This window comes from Streptococcus sp. 343_SSPC (assembly GCF_001072385.1).
Classification (GTDB): Bacteria; Bacillota; Bacilli; order Lactobacillales; family Streptococcaceae; genus Streptococcus.
Genome location: NZ_JVKU01000026.1, coordinates 63,286 through 78,977, shown reverse-complemented (window position 1 = coordinate 78,977; position 15,692 = coordinate 63,286). Strand labels below are relative to the sequence as shown.

The following is a 15,692-nucleotide window of genomic DNA, read 5'->3' as shown; positions in this document are numbered from 1 at the left end:
CACTTCTTTATTTAATCTTTAAGACCAATTTCATCTTTGACTACAGCAGCAATTGTATCTACATAGTAATCCACTTCTTCATCAGTCGGAGCTTCTGCCATGACACGAAGAAGAGGTTCGGTACCACTTGGACGCACTAAGATGCGACCATTTCCAGCCATTTCAGCTTCCATCTTTTCAATAATCTCACGAATGGCAGGTACTTCCATAGCCTTGTCCTTCATGCTGTTTTCAACACGGATATTGACCAATTTTTGAGGATAGATGGTAACTTCTGATGCAAGGTCTGATAATGTACGACCAGTTTCTTGCATAATCTTTGTCAATTGTACGGCACTCATCTGGCCATCTCCAGTGGTATTGTAGTCCATGACAATCACGTGACCAGACTGTTCACCACCTAGATTGTAACCAGACTTCCGCATCTCTTCAACTACATAACGGTCTCCGACAGCAGTCACAACCTTGTTAATACCCTTGGCATCCAAAGCCTTATGGAAGCCAAGATTGGACATAACGGTCGTTACGATGGTGTTATCTTTTAAGAGGCCCTTCTCAGAAAGGTAAGTCCCAATGATGTACATGATTTTATCACCATCAACAAGGTCCCCATTTTCATCAACTGCAATCAAACGATCACTATCACCATCAAAAGCCAAACCAATAGCCGCACCAGATTCTCGGACAGCCTCTTGCAAAGCCTCAGGATGGGTCGATCCTACTTGGTCATTGATATTGAGACCATTTGGGCTTTCTCCAATAACTGTCAAACGTGCTCCCAAGTCAGCAAAGACTTGACGGGCGCTCGTAGATGCAGAACCATTCGCAGCATCTAGAGCCACGTGCATTCCTTCAAGCTGGGTTCCAGTTGAAACTAAGTATTCTTGATACTTACGAAGTCCTTCAGGATAGTCCATCACAGTTCCAAGACCTTCTGCACTAGGACGAGGAAGAGTATCAGACTCCGAATCCAATAAAGCTTCGATCTCTAATTCACGGTCATCATCCAGTTTATAGCCGTCATTCCCGAAGAATTTAATCCCATTGTCTAGAGCTGGATTGTGGCTGGCAGAAATCATGACCCCAGCACTTGCCCCTTCAGAACGAACCAAATAAGCTACACCTGGTGTCGCAATCACACCGAGTTTGTATACTTTAATCCCTACAGATAAGAGACCCGCAACAAGCGCACTTTCCAACATTTCACCAGAAATACGAGTGTCTCGTCCTACGAAAACAAGTGGCGTTTCTTTTTCATGTTGACTGAGGACATACCCTCCGTATCGACCGAGCTTAAAGGCCAACTCTGGTGTCAATTCGACGTTTGCTTCTCCACGGACTCCGTCCGTTCCAAAATATTTACCCATTATGATAATCCTTTCGATGAATCTTTATTAATTGCTATTATTTGATGAGGAACTGGATGACGACGAGCTAGAACCTGTCTGTTTCAACTCAACCTTCATGTATAGTTCTGTTGGAGAGATGATGACTGGTAAATCATTTCCCTCGCTATCGACTGCCTTCAAGGAGACGGTTGCCGTGTAGGTATTGTTCAAAAGATCTCCTTCAGGGAAGATGGCTTCCACATGATCAATTTTGGCTAAAGTATCCTGGTCGCTAGTGACAGAGACCTTATCTTCAGAAAAAGTAACATGTGAGAGACTCCAACCTGGGGCAATTTGTTTGTCTGGTATCGTGACGGAAACATCAAACTTTTTCGTCTTTTTCTTACCAATTTTTGCAGTGACTGTTTGAGGCTCGATGGTTGCAGTTAAACCGGAAGGTAAGCCTTCCACCTTTAAGGTGATTTCATGCTGGCCCTCTTTCAAATTGCTCAGATCGGCTACCACTTTAAATTTACGAGTACTAGCCTGCATTTCTGATGCTAAAGCGACACGATTGGACCCTTTCAGAAAGACGGTCACTTCTGAGCTAATCCCACTGACAAAATATTTACTATCGTTGTATTTTACATCAATCGGAATATTGGTAAGAGTATTGGTATAAGTTTCAGAGCTCACTTGGCGTGCACTACTGTTATTCTGGAAATTAACAGAGGTTGCATTGATGAATAAGAGACTTGAGAAAAAGACTGAGGTCACAATGTAGGCAATTTTTCTTTTTGGAATCATTTAATACGTCCTCCAAAAATTCTTGATTTCAAATCTTTTTTTCCTTGATCTTCTGGAATAATGAAGGAACGCAACTCTTGTTCGAATTCTTCGATACTAAGATCGTGTCTAAAGCTCCCATTTCTCGTAATAGAAATCCCGCCCGTTTCTTCCGAAACAACAAAAGTGAAGGCATCACTTACCTCAGACAAGCCAATTGCTGCCCGGTGCCGTGTACCGAACTCTTTTGAAATTCCCGTGCTTTCTGTTAAGGGAAGATAGGCACAAGATACAGCAATTTTATCATTGGTGACAATCACGGCCCCATCATGAAGTGGGGTGTTGGGAATAAAAATATTGATCAGTAGTTCACCTGATACATCTGCATCAAGGGGAATACCTGTGGATATGTATTCTTGAAGGGTTCTACTTCCTTGTATCGCAACCAAGGCACCAATCTTCCGAGGGCTCATATAAGCAACCGCTTTTACATAAGATTGAACCAATTTTTCTTCTGTACTAATCTGGTTGGTTGAGAAAAATTCAGTGGCTCGACCTAATCGTTCTAATCCCGTCCGAATTTCCGGAGAGAAAATCACTACCGCAGCAATGACCCCGTAGGTGATGATTTGGTTGATCAACCAAGAAATGGTCGTTAAACCAATCATATTGGCAATTAACTCAAATAGGAAAAAGGTCAAGACACCACGCACCAAAATCATAATTTTAGTGCCGACAATGGCTTTGATAAAATAATACAGTAACCAAGCCACTAGGGCAATGTCAATAAGGTTGACAACCACACTCCAGGGAGTGGGAAATAAACTGGCCCAATACTGGGGATTTGACAGTTGTTGGATGTTCACGATCTCATACCTACCACTTCTCTTCTAGGCTTTTCGCGCGACTAACCATTGTTGACGCTTACTGGCAACAGCAGGGCTTCTAGCAAATAGATAGCGCGTTCAAACTACTCTACATCATTATATCATGTTTCAACAGATTTTTCTGTAACCTTCTATTGGTTTTTATGATAAAATATGAATTATGAAGATTAAGACTAGTATGGGGCTTATTGCCGGAAAAATGAGTAGTCACCTCCTGCGTATGCTTGGACGTGGCTCTACCCTTCCTGGAAAAATCGCCCTTCAAATTGATAAAGATATTTTACAACACCTGGCCCAGAACTACGAAATTGTAGTTGTCACTGGTACGAATGGGAAAACACTAACAACGGCTCTCACTGTTGGCATTCTTCAGGAGGCTTTTGGACCTATCGTTACCAATCCTAGTGGTGCCAATATGATTTCAGGGATTACGACTACTTTCTTGAACGCAAAAGGTTCTTCTGGTCGTCCAATTGCTGTTCTTGAAATCGATGAAGCCAGCCTGTCTCGGATTTGTGACTACATCACTCCGACCTTGTTTGTGATCACCAATATTTTCCGCGATCAAATGGACCGCTACGGAGAAATCTACACGACTTATCGGATGATCTTGGATGGGATTAAAAAAGCGCCTCAAGCGACTGTTTTGATGAATGGGGATAGTCCTCTTTTCCATACCCTTCCCCTACCAAATCCCGTTCAATATTTTGGCTTTGAGACTGAAAAAACTGCTCCACAGCTAGCTCATTACAACACAGAAGGTATCGTCTGCCCAGAATGTCATGGCATCTTGACCTACCAGTTGAATACCTATGCGAATCTGGGAGATTACATTTGTGAAAGCTGTGGTTTCCACCGTCCTCCTTTAACGGTTGCTGTCGATGAATTGACCGAGCTGACCAATACTTCTTCTCACTTTAAGATCAACGGCACAAACTACCACATCAATATCGGGGGCCTCTACAATATTTATAATGCCCTCGCTGCAGTTGCGGTGGCCCATTATTTTGATGTAAGCCCAGACGTCATTAAGCGTGGTTTCGATAAGAGTAAGGCTGTCTTCGGTCGTCAGGAAACCTTTAAGATTGGGGATAAAGAATGTACCTTAGTCCTGATCAAAAATCCGGTTGGAGCTACTCAGGCTATTGAAATGATCAAACTAGCGCCGTATCCCTTCAGCTTGTCCGTTCTTCTCAATGCCAACTATGCAGATGGGATCGATACCAGCTGGATCTGGGATGCGGACTTTGAACAAATCACCCAGATGGACATTCCAGAAATCAATGCTGGTGGGGTGCGACACTCAGAAATTGCTCGGCGACTTCGGGTCACTGGCTATCCAGCTGACCAGATTACTGAAAATGCAAAATTAGAGGATGTCTTTACCCAGATAAAAGGACAAACTACCCCTCACGCCTATATTTTAGCCACCTATACGGCCATGCTAGAATTCCGTGAATTGCTAGCTCAAGAACACCTGATTGAAAAGGAGATGAATTAATGACGTATACTTCACTACAATCCCCTGATCAGGAAAACTACCAATATGAATTGAGAATTGCCCATCTTTATGGGAATCTGATGAATACTTATGGGGATAATGGCAATATCCTCATGCTCAAGTACGTTGCGGAAAAGCTTGGTGCTCGCGTAACGGTGGACATCGTTTCGCTCAAAGACCGCTTTGATCCAGACCTCTACGACATTGCCTTTTTCGGTGGAGGCCAAGACTACGAGCAGACTATTGTATCCGAGGATCTACCAGATAAAAAAGAAGACATCGAACGCTTCATTCATGACGATGGCGTGGTCCTGGCTATCTGTGGTGGCTTTCAACTTCTAGGACAGTACTACATTGAAGCTTCTGGCAAACGCATTGAGGGCCTTGGTATTATGGGCCACTATACCCTCAACCAAGAAAATAATCGCTACATTGGCGACATCAAAATCCATAATGAAGAGTTCAACGAGACCTACTATGGTTTTGAAAACCACCAAGGTCGGACCTTCTTGGCAGAGGATGAAAAACCGCTAGGTAAGGTCGTCTACGGAAATGGGAACAACAAAGAAGATGGTTGCGAAGGGGTTCATTACAAGAATGTCTTTGGTAGTTACTTCCACGGTCCTATCTTGTCCCGAAACGCCAATTTGGCCTATCGCTTGGTGACAACTGCTCTAAAGAAAAAATATGGACAAGACATCGTCTTAGCGACTTATGATGATATTTTAAGCCTTGAAAAAGCAGAAGAATACGCTGATGTGAAAAGTAAGGCTGAATTAGAAGAATAGGGAGACAAAATGAATAAACGAAAACTACAATATGTTGCACTACTGATTTCTGTACTGCTCATTGCGATTATTTCCTTGGCCAATATGCAAACGGTGACTGTGAACTTTTTGCTGGTCCAATTTAAACTCCCGCTCATCATTTTGATTCTGGTCTGTGTCCTTCTCGGCTCGTTGGTAACTTTCTTAGTCAGCCTTCCAAAAAATTTCTCATTAAAACATGAGTTAAAAGCCGCAAAGAAACAACTAGGACAAAAGATGTCCGGTGAAAAAGAAGAAAAAATCAAACAAATCGAAAACTAAAAGCACCGATAGGTGCTTTTTTGATGTAGACAAACTGTTTTTCATAAAACAACCAAGGTGATGCTGAAAAAAATTTAAGTAGATACTCAATTAGGCTTACTAAAAGTTATACTTAAATTTTCCGCTGTGAGAAAAGTGCCTGAAACACAATTGTTTCAGGCACTCGGGCGTTTTGGAACCTTAGGTCCAAAACTAAGTCATGGAACTTCATAGAAGTTCGCTGACGTCCGTACTCACCTAAGGAAAGGTTCTAACATAACTTTGTCTTTAATCTGAAATCAATCGATGCTTTTTCATGCTGATTTACCTTCTTTTGATTGCAGTTGCTTGGCGACTACTTGAGCTAGGAGTGAAAAGAGGATGACGCCAGCTCCAATCAGGAGAAAAGATTCTACACGGACGCTTGGCAACCAAGTCATCAAGCCCTTGGCGATAGGCATAAAGAGAATGGCTAGGGTAAAAATCGTGCTTAAGACCCTGCCCAGATAGTCTCCTTCTACCTTGGTTTGAACCTGAGTAAAAAAGTGGATGTTAAAAATTGTCATAAAGAGTTCACAGACTAAATTTCCAGAAAAGGAAAGAAGAGGCGGAAGGGGCAAGCCCATCATGAAGACTCCTACTCCTGTTAAAATCAATAAGAAGAGAAGCATCTCCATGCTTGATTTAAATTTATTGGCGATCAAGGCTCCGATGATAGAGCCGATAGCCCCCAATGTTAAGATGGTCGCATAGGCTCCTTTGACCCCATAAAGGCGATTCGAAAAAGGAAGCAAAAACTCAAAAGCCGCAAAAAAGAAATTGACACTGGAAGCCACCAAGAGGAGAAAGAAAATCTCTTTCTGATGCCAGATGTAATCTAGTCCATTTTTCATATCCGAAAAAATATCTTTTCCCGTAAACTGTTTCTTTTCCTGAACCTTGGCTTCTTCTTTCGGAAGGAATGCCACTAGGACAAAAGCGATGAAAAAGGTCAGTGCATCCAGTAAGAGGGTCGCGTGGAGACTGGCAAATTGTAAAACAAGGAAAGAGAATACAGGTGAGCTGACACCGACCACTTGTAAGGTCAACTCCAAGTGGGCATTATAGGTCACAATCTCATCTTTCTCTACAACTTCTGTGATAATAGCTTTATTAGCAGTACGAGAAAATGCAAAGGCAATGGCCTGGACAATATTGGCAACAATCAGGGCTGCAATCATCCAACGATTATTCCTGATTAAGGAAATGCCCAAACAAAGGAGACCACAAACCAAGTCGGTCGTCATCAAAATCTTGCGACGGGAAAAACGGTCTGAGATCACGCCACCAAATGGATTGACTAGAATGGAGGTGACAAGTTCAGAAATCTGATAGATCCCCAACACTGTCTTTCCTACCGTCCCCATCGAGGCCAACCAAACACTGTTCCCATAGTCATAGAGCATATTTCCCATTCGATTGATTGCTCCACGAGCAATCAACTGGATAGTATGTCGATTCATAAAAAACCTCCTTCATTTTCTGAAACTATTGTATCAGTTCATGAAAGAGGTTTTCATTTTGTCCCCTATTTGGGAAAAATAATGGTTTACAAATTTATCAAAGGATCCCTACTGTTCTTTTGATTGAAGCTGCTTAGCTACTAGCTGAGCCAAGAGTGAAAAGAGAATAACCCCAGCTCCAATCAAGAGAAATGATTCCATACGGACGCTTGGCAACCAAGTCATCAACCCTTTGGCGATGGGCATAAAGAGAACAGCCAAGGTATAAATTGTGCTCAATACTCTACCTAGATAATCATCTTCCACCTTGGTTTGTACTTGGGTAAAAACGTGGATGTCGAAAATGGTCACAAAAAATTCACAGACCAGATTTCCTGAAAAGGAAAGATAAGGTGGAAGGGGCAAGCCCATTATGAACACTCCTATCCCTGCCATGATCAGGAAAAACAGGAGAATTCTCATACTTGATTTCATTTTATTGGCAACAAGTGCTCCTAGAATAGATCCAATAGCTCCCAGCGTTAAAATGGTCGCATAAGCTCCTTTGACCCCGTATAGACGATTCGAGAAGGGAAGTAAAAACTCAAAAGCCGCAAAAAAGAAATTGACGCTAGAAGCCACTAATAAGAGAAAGAAAATCTCTTTCTGATGCCAGATATAGTCTAACCCATCCTTGATATCAGAAAAAATATCTTTCCCGGTAAACTGTTTCCTCTCTTGCACCTTAGCTTCTTCTTTCGGAAGGAAAGCCACTAGGACAAAGGCAATGAAAAAGGTCAGCGCATCTAATAAGAGGGTCATATGAAGACTGGCAAATTGTAGAACTAGGAAAGAAAAAACAGGTGAACAGACACTAACAACCTGTAAGACTAACTCCAAGTGAGCGTTATAGGTCACAATCTCTTCTTTCTCTACTACCTCGGTAATAATGGCTTTATTGGCAGGTCGAGAAAAACCAAAGGCAATGGCCTGAACAATATTGGCAAAAATAAGGGCCGCAATCATCAAGCTATCATTTGTGATAAAAGAAATCGCCAAACAAAGTAGTCCACAAACCAAGTCGGTCGTCATCAAAATCTTGCGACGAGAAAAACGGTCTGAAATCACTCCTCCAAAAGGATTCACGAGAATCCCTGTCACTAACTCAGAAATCTGATAGATCCCTAATACCGTCTTTCCTATAGTCCCAATCGACGCCAGCCAGACACTATTCCCATAATCATAGAGCATATTTCCAATTTTGTTAATAGCTCCACGACTAATTAATTGGACCGCATGTCGGTTCATAAAATCTCCTTTATCACTGTCCTATTTAGAACATTCATTTTTTACAAATTTATCAAAGTGTTCTTGATAATAGGCCACCTGCTCTGGCAGTCCCAGCACATCAAAAATGTGCATGGCTTCCCTCATTTGCTGCCGCCCTTCTTCTATTTGCCCCTTTTGATACAGGGCAAATCCCTTGAGATAATGAAAGACATTGCGTTCGTAGAGCTTGATGCTCTTGCCGATAATCTTTTCTACATAGGCTTCAAAATAGCTGGCATTTTCAAAAGAATTGTGTTCTAAACAATGCTGGTAGCAATTCAGGGCTAGAATCAAGACCAGTTTGCGATGGCGACCAATTTCTTTGTAAAAATCTTCACGCTCCATCACTTCTCTCCCAAGGCGAGCAACATAGTCCACATCATAAAAGCTGTAGAGATTGCCAAAGAGGATCAACTCATACATGGTCCATTCTTCCGTTTGAAAGAGGTAATCCGCCACCTTTTCCAGATCAGGTTGCTTCATGGTGTAGCTGGCATCTCTCTGGCAAATCAGGCCTTGTAGCAGGATCCAGTTCAATTCAAAATAGAGGGGATTGGTGGAATGTTTGGCTTTTTCAAGTTGTTCTCTTTGAAGCTTTTGAAAACCCGCAATATCATTTGAATAGTAAAGCGGAATAATCTGAGCCATCAAAGCGACATGCTCATGGTGTTGAAAATTTCTGGCCTTATCCATAAAATTCTCAATCGTCACATGGATATTGTCCAAAATGTCAAAGAAGCGCGACGCAGCCAGATCCGACTCCCCCAATTCAAAACGGGATAATTGGGAGGTCGAGCAGGCCTCTCCAGCAGCTTCTTTTAACGAATAATTTTTACTGATCCGAAATTCACGAAAAACTTTTCCAAGATCGTCCATCTATTCCACCTGCTCTGACAGTTCTGCCCACTCTTCCATGACTGCTTCCTGCTGGACAGTTAGTTGGTCCAGCTCACTTTGGAGTTGTACCAAGTCGGCTGCATCGTTGGTGCTATGCATGGTTTCGGTGATATCTTGGATTTTCTGATCCAGCTCTTCCATCTCTGCTTCCAATTGCTCAATGCGACGAGTGATTTTCCGGAGTTCCTTTTGGTTTTGCTTTTGCAGATGATAGTCATTGCTGGTGACTTCTTTGGCCGAAGAAACAGGCATAGCTTCTGCTTGTGCTGCAGCAAGGGCCTCTAACTCAGCTTTTTTCTCCAGATAATAATCATAGTCTCCTAGGTAAAGAGTTGAGCCCTCTTCTGAGAGTTCCAAGACTTGTGTAGCCACCCGATTGATAAAGTAGCGGTCGTGGCTGACAAAGAGCAAGGTCCCGTCAAAGTCAATCAAGGCATTTTCCAGCACTTCCTTGCTATCGATATCCAAGTGGTTGGTTGGCTCATCGAGAATCAAGAAATTGTTATTCTCCATGGACAGCTTGGCCAAGAGCAGACGCGCCCGCTCTCCACCTGACAGCATGCCGACAGTTTTCTTGACATCATCCCCAGAGAAAAGAAAGGCTCCCAGGCGATTGCGGATCTCCACTTCTGGTGTCAGTTTAAAGTCATTCCAGAGCTCATCCAAGACACTGTTGTGAGGGGTTAGCTTACTCTGTATCTGGTCATAGTAGCCTACCTCGACATTGGCCCCAAAACGAGCTTCTCCCTTGATAAAAGGAATCTGCCCGACAATAGACTTGATAAGAGTAGATTTCCCGATTCCATTTGGTCCTACAATAGCGACCGCATTCATCTTGCGGATATCCAGATTGATGGGCTCTGACAGGATTTGATCATCATAGCCGACGGCTGCCTCTTCTACTGTCAGGACGACATTGCCTGATGTCTTATCGGAATGGAAAGTCATATGAGCAGACTTGGTCCCAGCTTCCGGCTTGTCTAGGCGCTCCATTTTTTCCAACTGCTTACGACGAGACTGGGCCCGTTTGGTGGTCGACGCCCGCACCAAATTGCGATTAACAAAGTCTTCCAGCGCCGCAATTTCTTTTTGCTGCTTCTCGTAGTTCTTAGCTTCAGTCAGCAGTTTTTGCTCTTTTTGCTCCACAAAACTCGAGTAATTACCGACATAGCGGTCCAAGGAATGCTTGGTCAAGTCCAGTGTAATGGTGGCGACCTTATCTAGGAAATACCGGTCGTGGCTGACAATGAGAAGGGCCCCGCTATAATTGACCAGATAGTTTTCCAACCAGGCAATGGTCTCAATATCCAAGTGGTTGGTCGGCTCGTCCAGTACCAAGAGATTCGGTTTTTCCAAGAGCATCTTGGCCAGAGCGAGACGGGTATTTTGCCCACCAGACAGCTCTTCAATCTTCATCTGCCACATGGACTCATCAAACTTGAAGCCGTTTAAAATCGCGCGGATATCTGCCTCATAGGTAAAACCACCTGCCTGACGGAATTCTTCCGATAGACGGTCATAATCCTGCATGAGTTTTTCCAAGTCAGCCCCAGTTTTTTCCCCCATCTCAAGCTCCATCTGCCGCAAAGTTTTCTCCGTTTTACGGAGATCGTCAAAGACATGGAGCATCTCATCGTAGATAGTATTGGACGACTCAAAGCGGCTATCCTGGGCTAAATAAGAGAGAGAAAGGTCCCGCTTTTTATTGATTTCCCCAGAAGTCGGCTCTTCTTCTCCCACCAAGATTTTTAAGAGCGTAGACTTGCCGGCTCCGTTCTTTCCGACCAGGGCAATCCGGTCCCGTTCATCCACTTGCAGGCTGATATTATCAAAAAGAACCTCCCCTGCAAAAGAGCGTTCAATTTTGTTGGCTTGTAAAATAATCATAGTTTCATTTTACCTTACTTTTGAAAAATTGACAATTGAAGAAAAGGCCAAACGCTAGATGCGCTTGACCTGTCCTAACTTTTTAAATAGCTGAGATATTGGAAGCCATTTGGCTGTACTGATAGGCGAGGAAAAGCCCGATGCCAATCACCAGCAAAAGCAAGCCCCATTTGATGACTCCCTTTACAAAGCGAATCACAAGTAGGATCATCATGGAGCCAATCAGCCAAGTGATGGCCGAATGGGAGAAGAAAGCTTGGACGGCTTCCTTATTGTCCCCGAAAAATTGACGGACTCCCTCAGGAGCATAGTTTTCCCAAGCCTGTTGAATGCCTAATTCATGGGAAATTGCTTGCCCTTTTTGGAATAGCCATAGAAAGATTCCAGAGTTAAACACAAAGAGTGCCACTTGTTCTGGAAAGGTTCGAATAAGATACAGTATACGTTTGATCATTCTTACTCCTTGTATAGTTGCCGAACAGCCTCAATATCCCTCTCTTGGATGTTATAAAAGGAACCAGCTGCCTGCATGACGGACTCTTCCTCAGTATGGTCCAAACCGATCGCATGGCCTAGTTCATGCTCAGCTGTGTTTACAATCCGCTGATGGGAATAGTTGTACTGCTTATTAAGTAGGTAATAGCGATTCAAGCGAACGGTCACCCGTTTGAAACGATTGGTTAAAACATTGGTCTGAGATTCGGCCTCACCCGCTGCAGAAACCGTGCTATCATCCATCTCCGTTAAGATAATATCAGCCTCTTCTTCACTGGTGACAAGTTGGAAAGTGAAGGCCCCTGTCTGATTCCAAGACTCAAGAGCTTCCTCATAGGCACGGGTAAAGGTCTCATCCATTTCAGGATCTAGATAAACTTTTGCACTTGCCTGATCCCATCTTGCTCCTGTAGAGGTATGGCCATCTGTTGCTAAGTCCTCTTGAGCAGATGGACTTCCCTGACCCAGTAGAGGACCATCTAGATGAAAGTAAGCATCTACCTGGGTGACAACCGTTTGGGCTGCGCGACTGACCCCATCTATTCCGCTACCGGTTTTGCCACTAAAGAATAAAACACCAACCAGCAAAGCAAAACTAAGGGCGAGAGTCCAAAACAAGCCCCAAACAAGACTCCAAATAACCCGTATTAGAAAACGAATCATGGCTATAATGGTTCTCACAAGTTCCTCCTTTCCTTAGGAAGACCTTTGTTTAGGTCTAGAAGAGGTTTTTTTACCTCAGTTTTCTTAAAATAAGCTAAAGGGTGACGTCATGAAAGGAAAAAGATCCAGTTGACAGCAAAGCCAACCGAATCCTTTTCATCCTGCTTCTTCTTTTATACGCAGCTTAACGATGCACTGTTACTTTTCCAGTACGATAATCCAAACTAATCCCACTCTGGACATTTGGAACAAAAACGTTAAACTCTAGACTGCCATCACTCGATTTTGCTTCAATTTGACTGCCAACTGGTACCAAATCTTCATCTGAAGCATAGTAGAGAGTTACCCGATAACGGACCCGCTTATTTTTATCTAAGGCCTTCCGAACAAGGGTTTCATAGTAATTTTGTCCCGTTGAAAAACTGTCACGCGCTTGGTTGGCCCAAGCTGTTTGAACCGCAATATTTTTAGGATTCGTCATCGAGGCATCAAACCCATCTAAGTTGCCAATCAAGGCATAGCCGAGAAGATGGCCCCGATCAACCGCATGGTCATATTCCCCAGCTAAATTAGTTACTTGGTGCCAGCCAGCGGGAGCCCAATCTACATCCGTCTGTTCCCTTTTTTGGTATTGACGAGTCGCCTTGGTCATCAAAGCATTGGCAACTGTTGGAATCTCTCGTCCTTTTACAGTCTTTGTCTTAGTATCTGCATAAGGGAGACTAGCAACATCCGCATCCAGATTGGTTTTGTTTTGATTAATGATAAAAGCGCCCGCTTCGTTCCATTGAATGTTCTTTCCTAGTTTAGCTCGAACACTATCTGTCAGAACACTCTCCGCTAGTTCCTTACTCGGTGTTGCTTCTTGACTCGAAGTAACAACCGTTTGAACCTGAGAGTGACTAGCGACTGGCTGAGGTTGACTAAAGTAATAGCCACCGATGGAGAGGGCTGCTGCCACCACCAAGCCCAGTAGGGTTTGTCCTGATTTTTTCATTTTAAGTGGTTTCTTTTGATTGTTTGCCACACTGGTTTCCTCTGTTTCTACTGAATGGGAAAGAGCCTGGGATCACGATCTCAAGCTCCTCTTTTTGATAAATAATTACTTACCTGAAAATTTCTGAAGGATTTCCTTCCATGTATCTTGCGAGAGAATGGACCAAGGATCCTTCCCATTGCCAATGACACCATAACCAATGACCAAGCCAAGAGCGAAGACAATCGCTAAGATAGTAAGAACCAATAGGACAATCCCCAATTGTTTTCCGATTGCTTTTAATTTAGTTTTCATCATCATCTTCCTTCACACGACGTACATCTGCTCCAAGAGCCACCAATTTCTCATGGAATTTAAAATATCCACGGTCGAGGTGGGTTAACTTGCTCACTTTGGTTTCTCCCTCAGCCACAAGCCCCATTAAAATCAAGGTTGCACTAGCACGCAAGTCTGTCGACATTACTTCAGCCCCTTGTAAGCTAGCTCCACCTTGGATACGAGCTGTATCTCTCATAATATCTGAATGTAAGCCCATCCGACGCATCTCTTCCAAATGTTGGAAACGATTTTCAAATACTGTTTCAATCATAGTCGATTCACCAGAGGCCATGGCCATCAAAGCAGTGAATTGGGCTTGCATATCTGTCGGGAAGCCTGGATAAGGAAGGGTTTTTACCGTTACTGGTTTCAATTTAGAGACATCTGAGCGAATGCGAATACCATTTTCTTCTTCCGTTACCTCAACACCCATTTCTTGCATCTTAGAGAGAAGAGGGCGGTTGTGTTCCCAAATAGCATCTTCAATTAAAACGTCACCACCCGTCATGGCTGCACCAACCATGAAGGTTCCTGCTTCAATTCGGTCTTGAACAACATTGTGAACCACTCCATGCAAGCGATCTACCCCAACAATCGTCAAAGTTTCTGTTCCAGCTCCACGCACCTTAGCGCCCATTTTGTTTAAAAGAGAAGCCAAATCCACAATCTCAGGTTCGCGGGCTGCATTTTCGATAACAGTAGTTCCATCTGCCAAAGTTGCTGCCATCATGATATTTTGGGTGGCACCTACGGATGGGAAATCCATATAGATATGCGCCCCATGAAGACGATCTGCTTTTGCTTCAATGTATCCAGCTGTTTGAGTAATCTTAGCCCCCATAGCTTCCAAGCCCTTCAAGTGCAAATCGATTGGACGACTACCAATGGTACATCCACCCGGCATGGAAACTTTGGCATGACCATTCCGAGCCAAGACAGGGCCTAAAACGACGATCGAAGCTCGCATCTTGCTGACATATTTGTAAGGCGCTTCTTCTGTTAATGGTTGGGTCGCATCAACGACTACTGTATTGGTCTCCTCATCAAACATAACTTGAGTGTTCAAGCCACGAACGACATTATTCATTGTAAAGACATCAGATAAAACAGGAACATTGGTCAAGGTCGTTGTTCCTTCACTGGCTAAAACAGTTGCTGCTAAAAGGGGAAGGACTGCATTCTTTGCTCCTTCAATCTTCACAGTTCCAACTAGGCGATTTTGACCACCATTTACAATAATTTTATCCATACTTGTTATTACTCCATTTCATTCAGTCACGACTACTATCATACCATAAATTCATTAAAAAAGAAGCTAAAAGTTCCCGTTAAACAACTGCCGACTGAATTCATAAATACTGATAAAGAAGCTACTAGTCAAATAGCCAAGACTAATGCTGATCAATAAAATAAGAAGCCGAATTTTCACAGCTGTTTCGGCACTTACCTTTAAAAAACGCTCCCACTGAACCACCGTTGAAAGAAGGTGGTAGGCGAAGAAAATAAACAATAGGTGACTGCAAAAAGTAAAAATCATTTGAATCATACCTCTATTATACCATAAGAAAAACTTTCCTTTCATAATCTTTAGATTCAAAAAAAGAAGTCAATTTAATCAACTTCTTTCTATTTTTATAATCGATTTCCGACGTTAATCCGGTTAATAGCTCGTTGAAGGGCAATTTTTGCACGACGCTCCATATCAACAGAATGTTGATCTTTGGCTTCTTCAAGGGCTTTTTCAGCACGCATTTTTGCACGCTCAGCCCGGCTAACATCAATGTCTCGAGCGCGTTCCGCCGAATCCGCTACGATGGTAATGACATTATCTGCCACTTCGATAATCCCACCATTCACGGCGATCCAATCAATGTGTTTTTCGTCATCGATCCGACGGACCTTCACTTGGTCTACAGCCAAAACCGCAATGGTATTGATATGACGAGGTAAAATCCCTAATTCACCATCAATTGTCTTGACAGATACAAATGCGGCATGATGATCATAAACCAGTCCATCCGGTGTAACGATTTGGACGTTCATTTGACTCATCTTT

General features: G+C 43.1%; 17 protein-coding genes. 3 read left to right on the top strand and 14 right to left on the bottom strand.

Going from position 1 to position 15,692, the window contains the following annotated elements; genetic code table 11:
- Positions 1–11: 11 nt before the first annotated feature.
- From glmM to cdaA, 3 genes are read right to left on the bottom strand one after another with little or no spacing between them, the layout of a single operon-like run.
- Positions 12–1,367, bottom strand: coding sequence for a phosphoglucosamine mutase (glmM, locus tag ADH27_RS08025; RefSeq protein ID WP_048717227.1), 1,356 nt, complete (start codon positions 1,365–1,367; stop codon positions 12–14).
- Positions 1,368–1,394: 27 nt separating this feature from the next.
- Positions 1,395–2,135 (bottom strand): CdaR family protein, encoded by a 741-nt coding sequence (locus ADH27_RS08020; RefSeq protein WP_048717225.1) that lies wholly within the window; start codon positions 2,133–2,135, stop codon positions 1,395–1,397.
- A complete protein-coding gene (gene cdaA, locus ADH27_RS08015; protein WP_048717224.1) occupies positions 2,132–2,980 on the bottom strand; it encodes a diadenylate cyclase CdaA in 849 nt (282 codons plus the stop codon). The genes ADH27_RS08020 and cdaA overlap by 4 nt, the downstream gene beginning before the upstream one ends.
- Positions 2,981–3,161: 181 nt before the next feature.
- Here cdaA and murT point away from each other — a divergent pair, with 181 nt between their 5' ends.
- From murT to ADH27_RS08000, 3 genes are read left to right on the top strand one after another with little or no spacing between them, the layout of a single operon-like run.
- On the top strand, positions 3,162–4,502 hold the full coding sequence (murT, locus tag ADH27_RS08010) for a lipid II isoglutaminyl synthase subunit MurT (RefSeq protein ID WP_048717222.1): 1,341 nt from the start codon (positions 3,162–3,164) through the stop codon (positions 4,500–4,502).
- Complete coding sequence (gene gatD / locus ADH27_RS08005) at positions 4,502–5,290, top strand: lipid II isoglutaminyl synthase subunit GatD (RefSeq protein ID WP_048717220.1); 789 nt, start codon at positions 4,502–4,504, stop codon at positions 5,288–5,290. Before murT ends, gatD begins: the two co-directional genes overlap by 1 nt.
- 9 nt (positions 5,291–5,299) lie before the next feature.
- Positions 5,300–5,590: a LapA family protein gene (locus tag ADH27_RS08000; RefSeq protein ID WP_048717218.1), complete on the top strand. Its 291-nt coding sequence runs from the start codon at positions 5,300–5,302 to the stop codon at positions 5,588–5,590.
- Positions 5,591–5,883: 293 nt separating this feature from the next.
- Here the strand turns inward: ADH27_RS08000 and ADH27_RS07995 are convergent, their stop codons facing one another.
- The 11 genes from ADH27_RS07995 to ADH27_RS07945 all read right to left on the bottom strand — a co-directional run bounded on the left by ADH27_RS07995 (position 5,884) and on the right by ADH27_RS07945 (position 15,688).
- Positions 5,884–7,071, bottom strand: coding sequence for an MFS transporter (locus ADH27_RS07995; RefSeq protein WP_048717217.1), 1,188 nt, complete (start codon positions 7,069–7,071; stop codon positions 5,884–5,886).
- A gap of 108 nt (positions 7,072–7,179) precedes the next feature.
- Positions 7,180–8,358 (bottom strand): MFS transporter, encoded by a 1,179-nt coding sequence (locus ADH27_RS07990; RefSeq protein WP_048717216.1) that lies wholly within the window; start codon positions 8,356–8,358, stop codon positions 7,180–7,182.
- Positions 8,359–8,379: 21 nt separating this feature from the next.
- On the bottom strand, positions 8,380–9,255 hold the full coding sequence (locus ADH27_RS07985) for an XRE/MutR family transcriptional regulator (protein ID WP_048717215.1): 876 nt from the start codon (positions 9,253–9,255) through the stop codon (positions 8,380–8,382).
- On the bottom strand, positions 9,256–11,163 hold the full coding sequence (locus ADH27_RS07980; protein ID WP_048717214.1) for an ABC-F family ATP-binding cassette domain-containing protein: 1,908 nt from the start codon (positions 11,161–11,163) through the stop codon (positions 9,256–9,258). It lies immediately after the preceding gene.
- A gap of 82 nt (positions 11,164–11,245) precedes the next feature.
- Positions 11,246–11,617: a hypothetical protein gene (locus ADH27_RS07975; protein WP_048717212.1), complete on the bottom strand. Its 372-nt coding sequence runs from the start codon at positions 11,615–11,617 to the stop codon at positions 11,246–11,248.
- A gap of 2 nt (positions 11,618–11,619) precedes the next feature.
- Positions 11,620–12,339: a matrixin family metalloprotease gene (locus ADH27_RS07970; protein ID WP_048717211.1), complete on the bottom strand. Its 720-nt coding sequence runs from the start codon at positions 12,337–12,339 to the stop codon at positions 11,620–11,622.
- Between the two features lie 166 nt (positions 12,340–12,505).
- Positions 12,506–13,318: a DNA/RNA non-specific endonuclease gene (locus ADH27_RS07965; protein ID WP_185759936.1), complete on the bottom strand. Its 813-nt coding sequence runs from the start codon at positions 13,316–13,318 to the stop codon at positions 12,506–12,508.
- A 105-nt stretch (positions 13,319–13,423) separates the two neighbouring features.
- Complete coding sequence (locus ADH27_RS07960; protein ID WP_048717208.1) at positions 13,424–13,612, bottom strand: DNA-directed RNA polymerase subunit beta; 189 nt, start codon at positions 13,610–13,612, stop codon at positions 13,424–13,426.
- Positions 13,602–14,885 (bottom strand): UDP-N-acetylglucosamine 1-carboxyvinyltransferase, encoded by a 1,284-nt coding sequence (murA, locus tag ADH27_RS07955; protein ID WP_048717206.1) that lies wholly within the window; start codon positions 14,883–14,885, stop codon positions 13,602–13,604. The genes ADH27_RS07960 and murA overlap by 11 nt, the downstream gene beginning before the upstream one ends.
- A gap of 66 nt (positions 14,886–14,951) precedes the next feature.
- Positions 14,952–15,182, bottom strand: coding sequence for a DUF1146 family protein (locus ADH27_RS07950; protein WP_048717204.1), 231 nt, complete (start codon positions 15,180–15,182; stop codon positions 14,952–14,954).
- An 86-nt stretch (positions 15,183–15,268) separates the two neighbouring features.
- The gene (locus ADH27_RS07945) at positions 15,269–15,688 is read right to left on the bottom strand and encodes a F0F1 ATP synthase subunit epsilon (RefSeq protein ID WP_006596621.1); all 420 of its coding nucleotides are present in this window, start codon (positions 15,686–15,688) and stop codon (positions 15,269–15,271) included.
- Positions 15,689–15,692: the final 4 nt, after the last annotated feature.

Coding starts and splice junctions, on each gene's coding strand:
- glmM (WP_048717227.1), bottom strand. CDS start 1,367: ATGGGTAAATATTTTGGAACGGACGGAGTCCGTGGAGAAGCAAACGTC.
- ADH27_RS08020 (WP_048717225.1), bottom strand. CDS start 2,135: ATGATTCCAAAAAGAAAAATTGCCTACATTGTGACCTCAGTCTTTTTC.
- murT (WP_048717222.1), top strand. CDS start 3,162: ATGAAGATTAAGACTAGTATGGGGCTTATTGCCGGAAAAATGAGTAGT.
- gatD (WP_048717220.1), top strand. CDS start 4,502: ATGACGTATACTTCACTACAATCCCCTGATCAGGAAAACTACCAATAT.
- ADH27_RS08000 (WP_048717218.1), top strand. CDS start 5,300: ATGAATAAACGAAAACTACAATATGTTGCACTACTGATTTCTGTACTG.
- ADH27_RS07995 (WP_048717217.1), bottom strand. CDS start 7,071: ATGAATCGACATACTATCCAGTTGATTGCTCGTGGAGCAATCAATCGA.
- ADH27_RS07990 (WP_048717216.1), bottom strand. CDS start 8,358: ATGAACCGACATGCGGTCCAATTAATTAGTCGTGGAGCTATTAACAAA.
- ADH27_RS07985 (WP_048717215.1), bottom strand. CDS start 9,255: ATGGACGATCTTGGAAAAGTTTTTCGTGAATTTCGGATCAGTAAAAAT.
- ADH27_RS07980 (WP_048717214.1), bottom strand. CDS start 11,163: ATGATTATTTTACAAGCCAACAAAATTGAACGCTCTTTTGCAGGGGAG.
- ADH27_RS07975 (WP_048717212.1), bottom strand. CDS start 11,617: ATGATCAAACGTATACTGTATCTTATTCGAACCTTTCCAGAACAAGTG.
- ADH27_RS07965 (WP_185759936.1), bottom strand. CDS start 13,318: ATGAAAAAATCAGGACAAACCCTACTGGGCTTGGTGGTGGCAGCAGCC.
- ADH27_RS07960 (WP_048717208.1), bottom strand. CDS start 13,612: ATGAAAACTAAATTAAAAGCAATCGGAAAACAATTGGGGATTGTCCTA.
- murA (WP_048717206.1), bottom strand. CDS start 14,885: ATGGATAAAATTATTGTAAATGGTGGTCAAAATCGCCTAGTTGGAACT.
- ADH27_RS07950 (WP_048717204.1), bottom strand. CDS start 15,182: ATGATTCAAATGATTTTTACTTTTTGCAGTCACCTATTGTTTATTTTC.
- ADH27_RS07945 (WP_006596621.1), bottom strand. CDS start 15,688: ATGAGTCAAATGAACGTCCAAATCGTTACACCGGATGGACTGGTTTAT.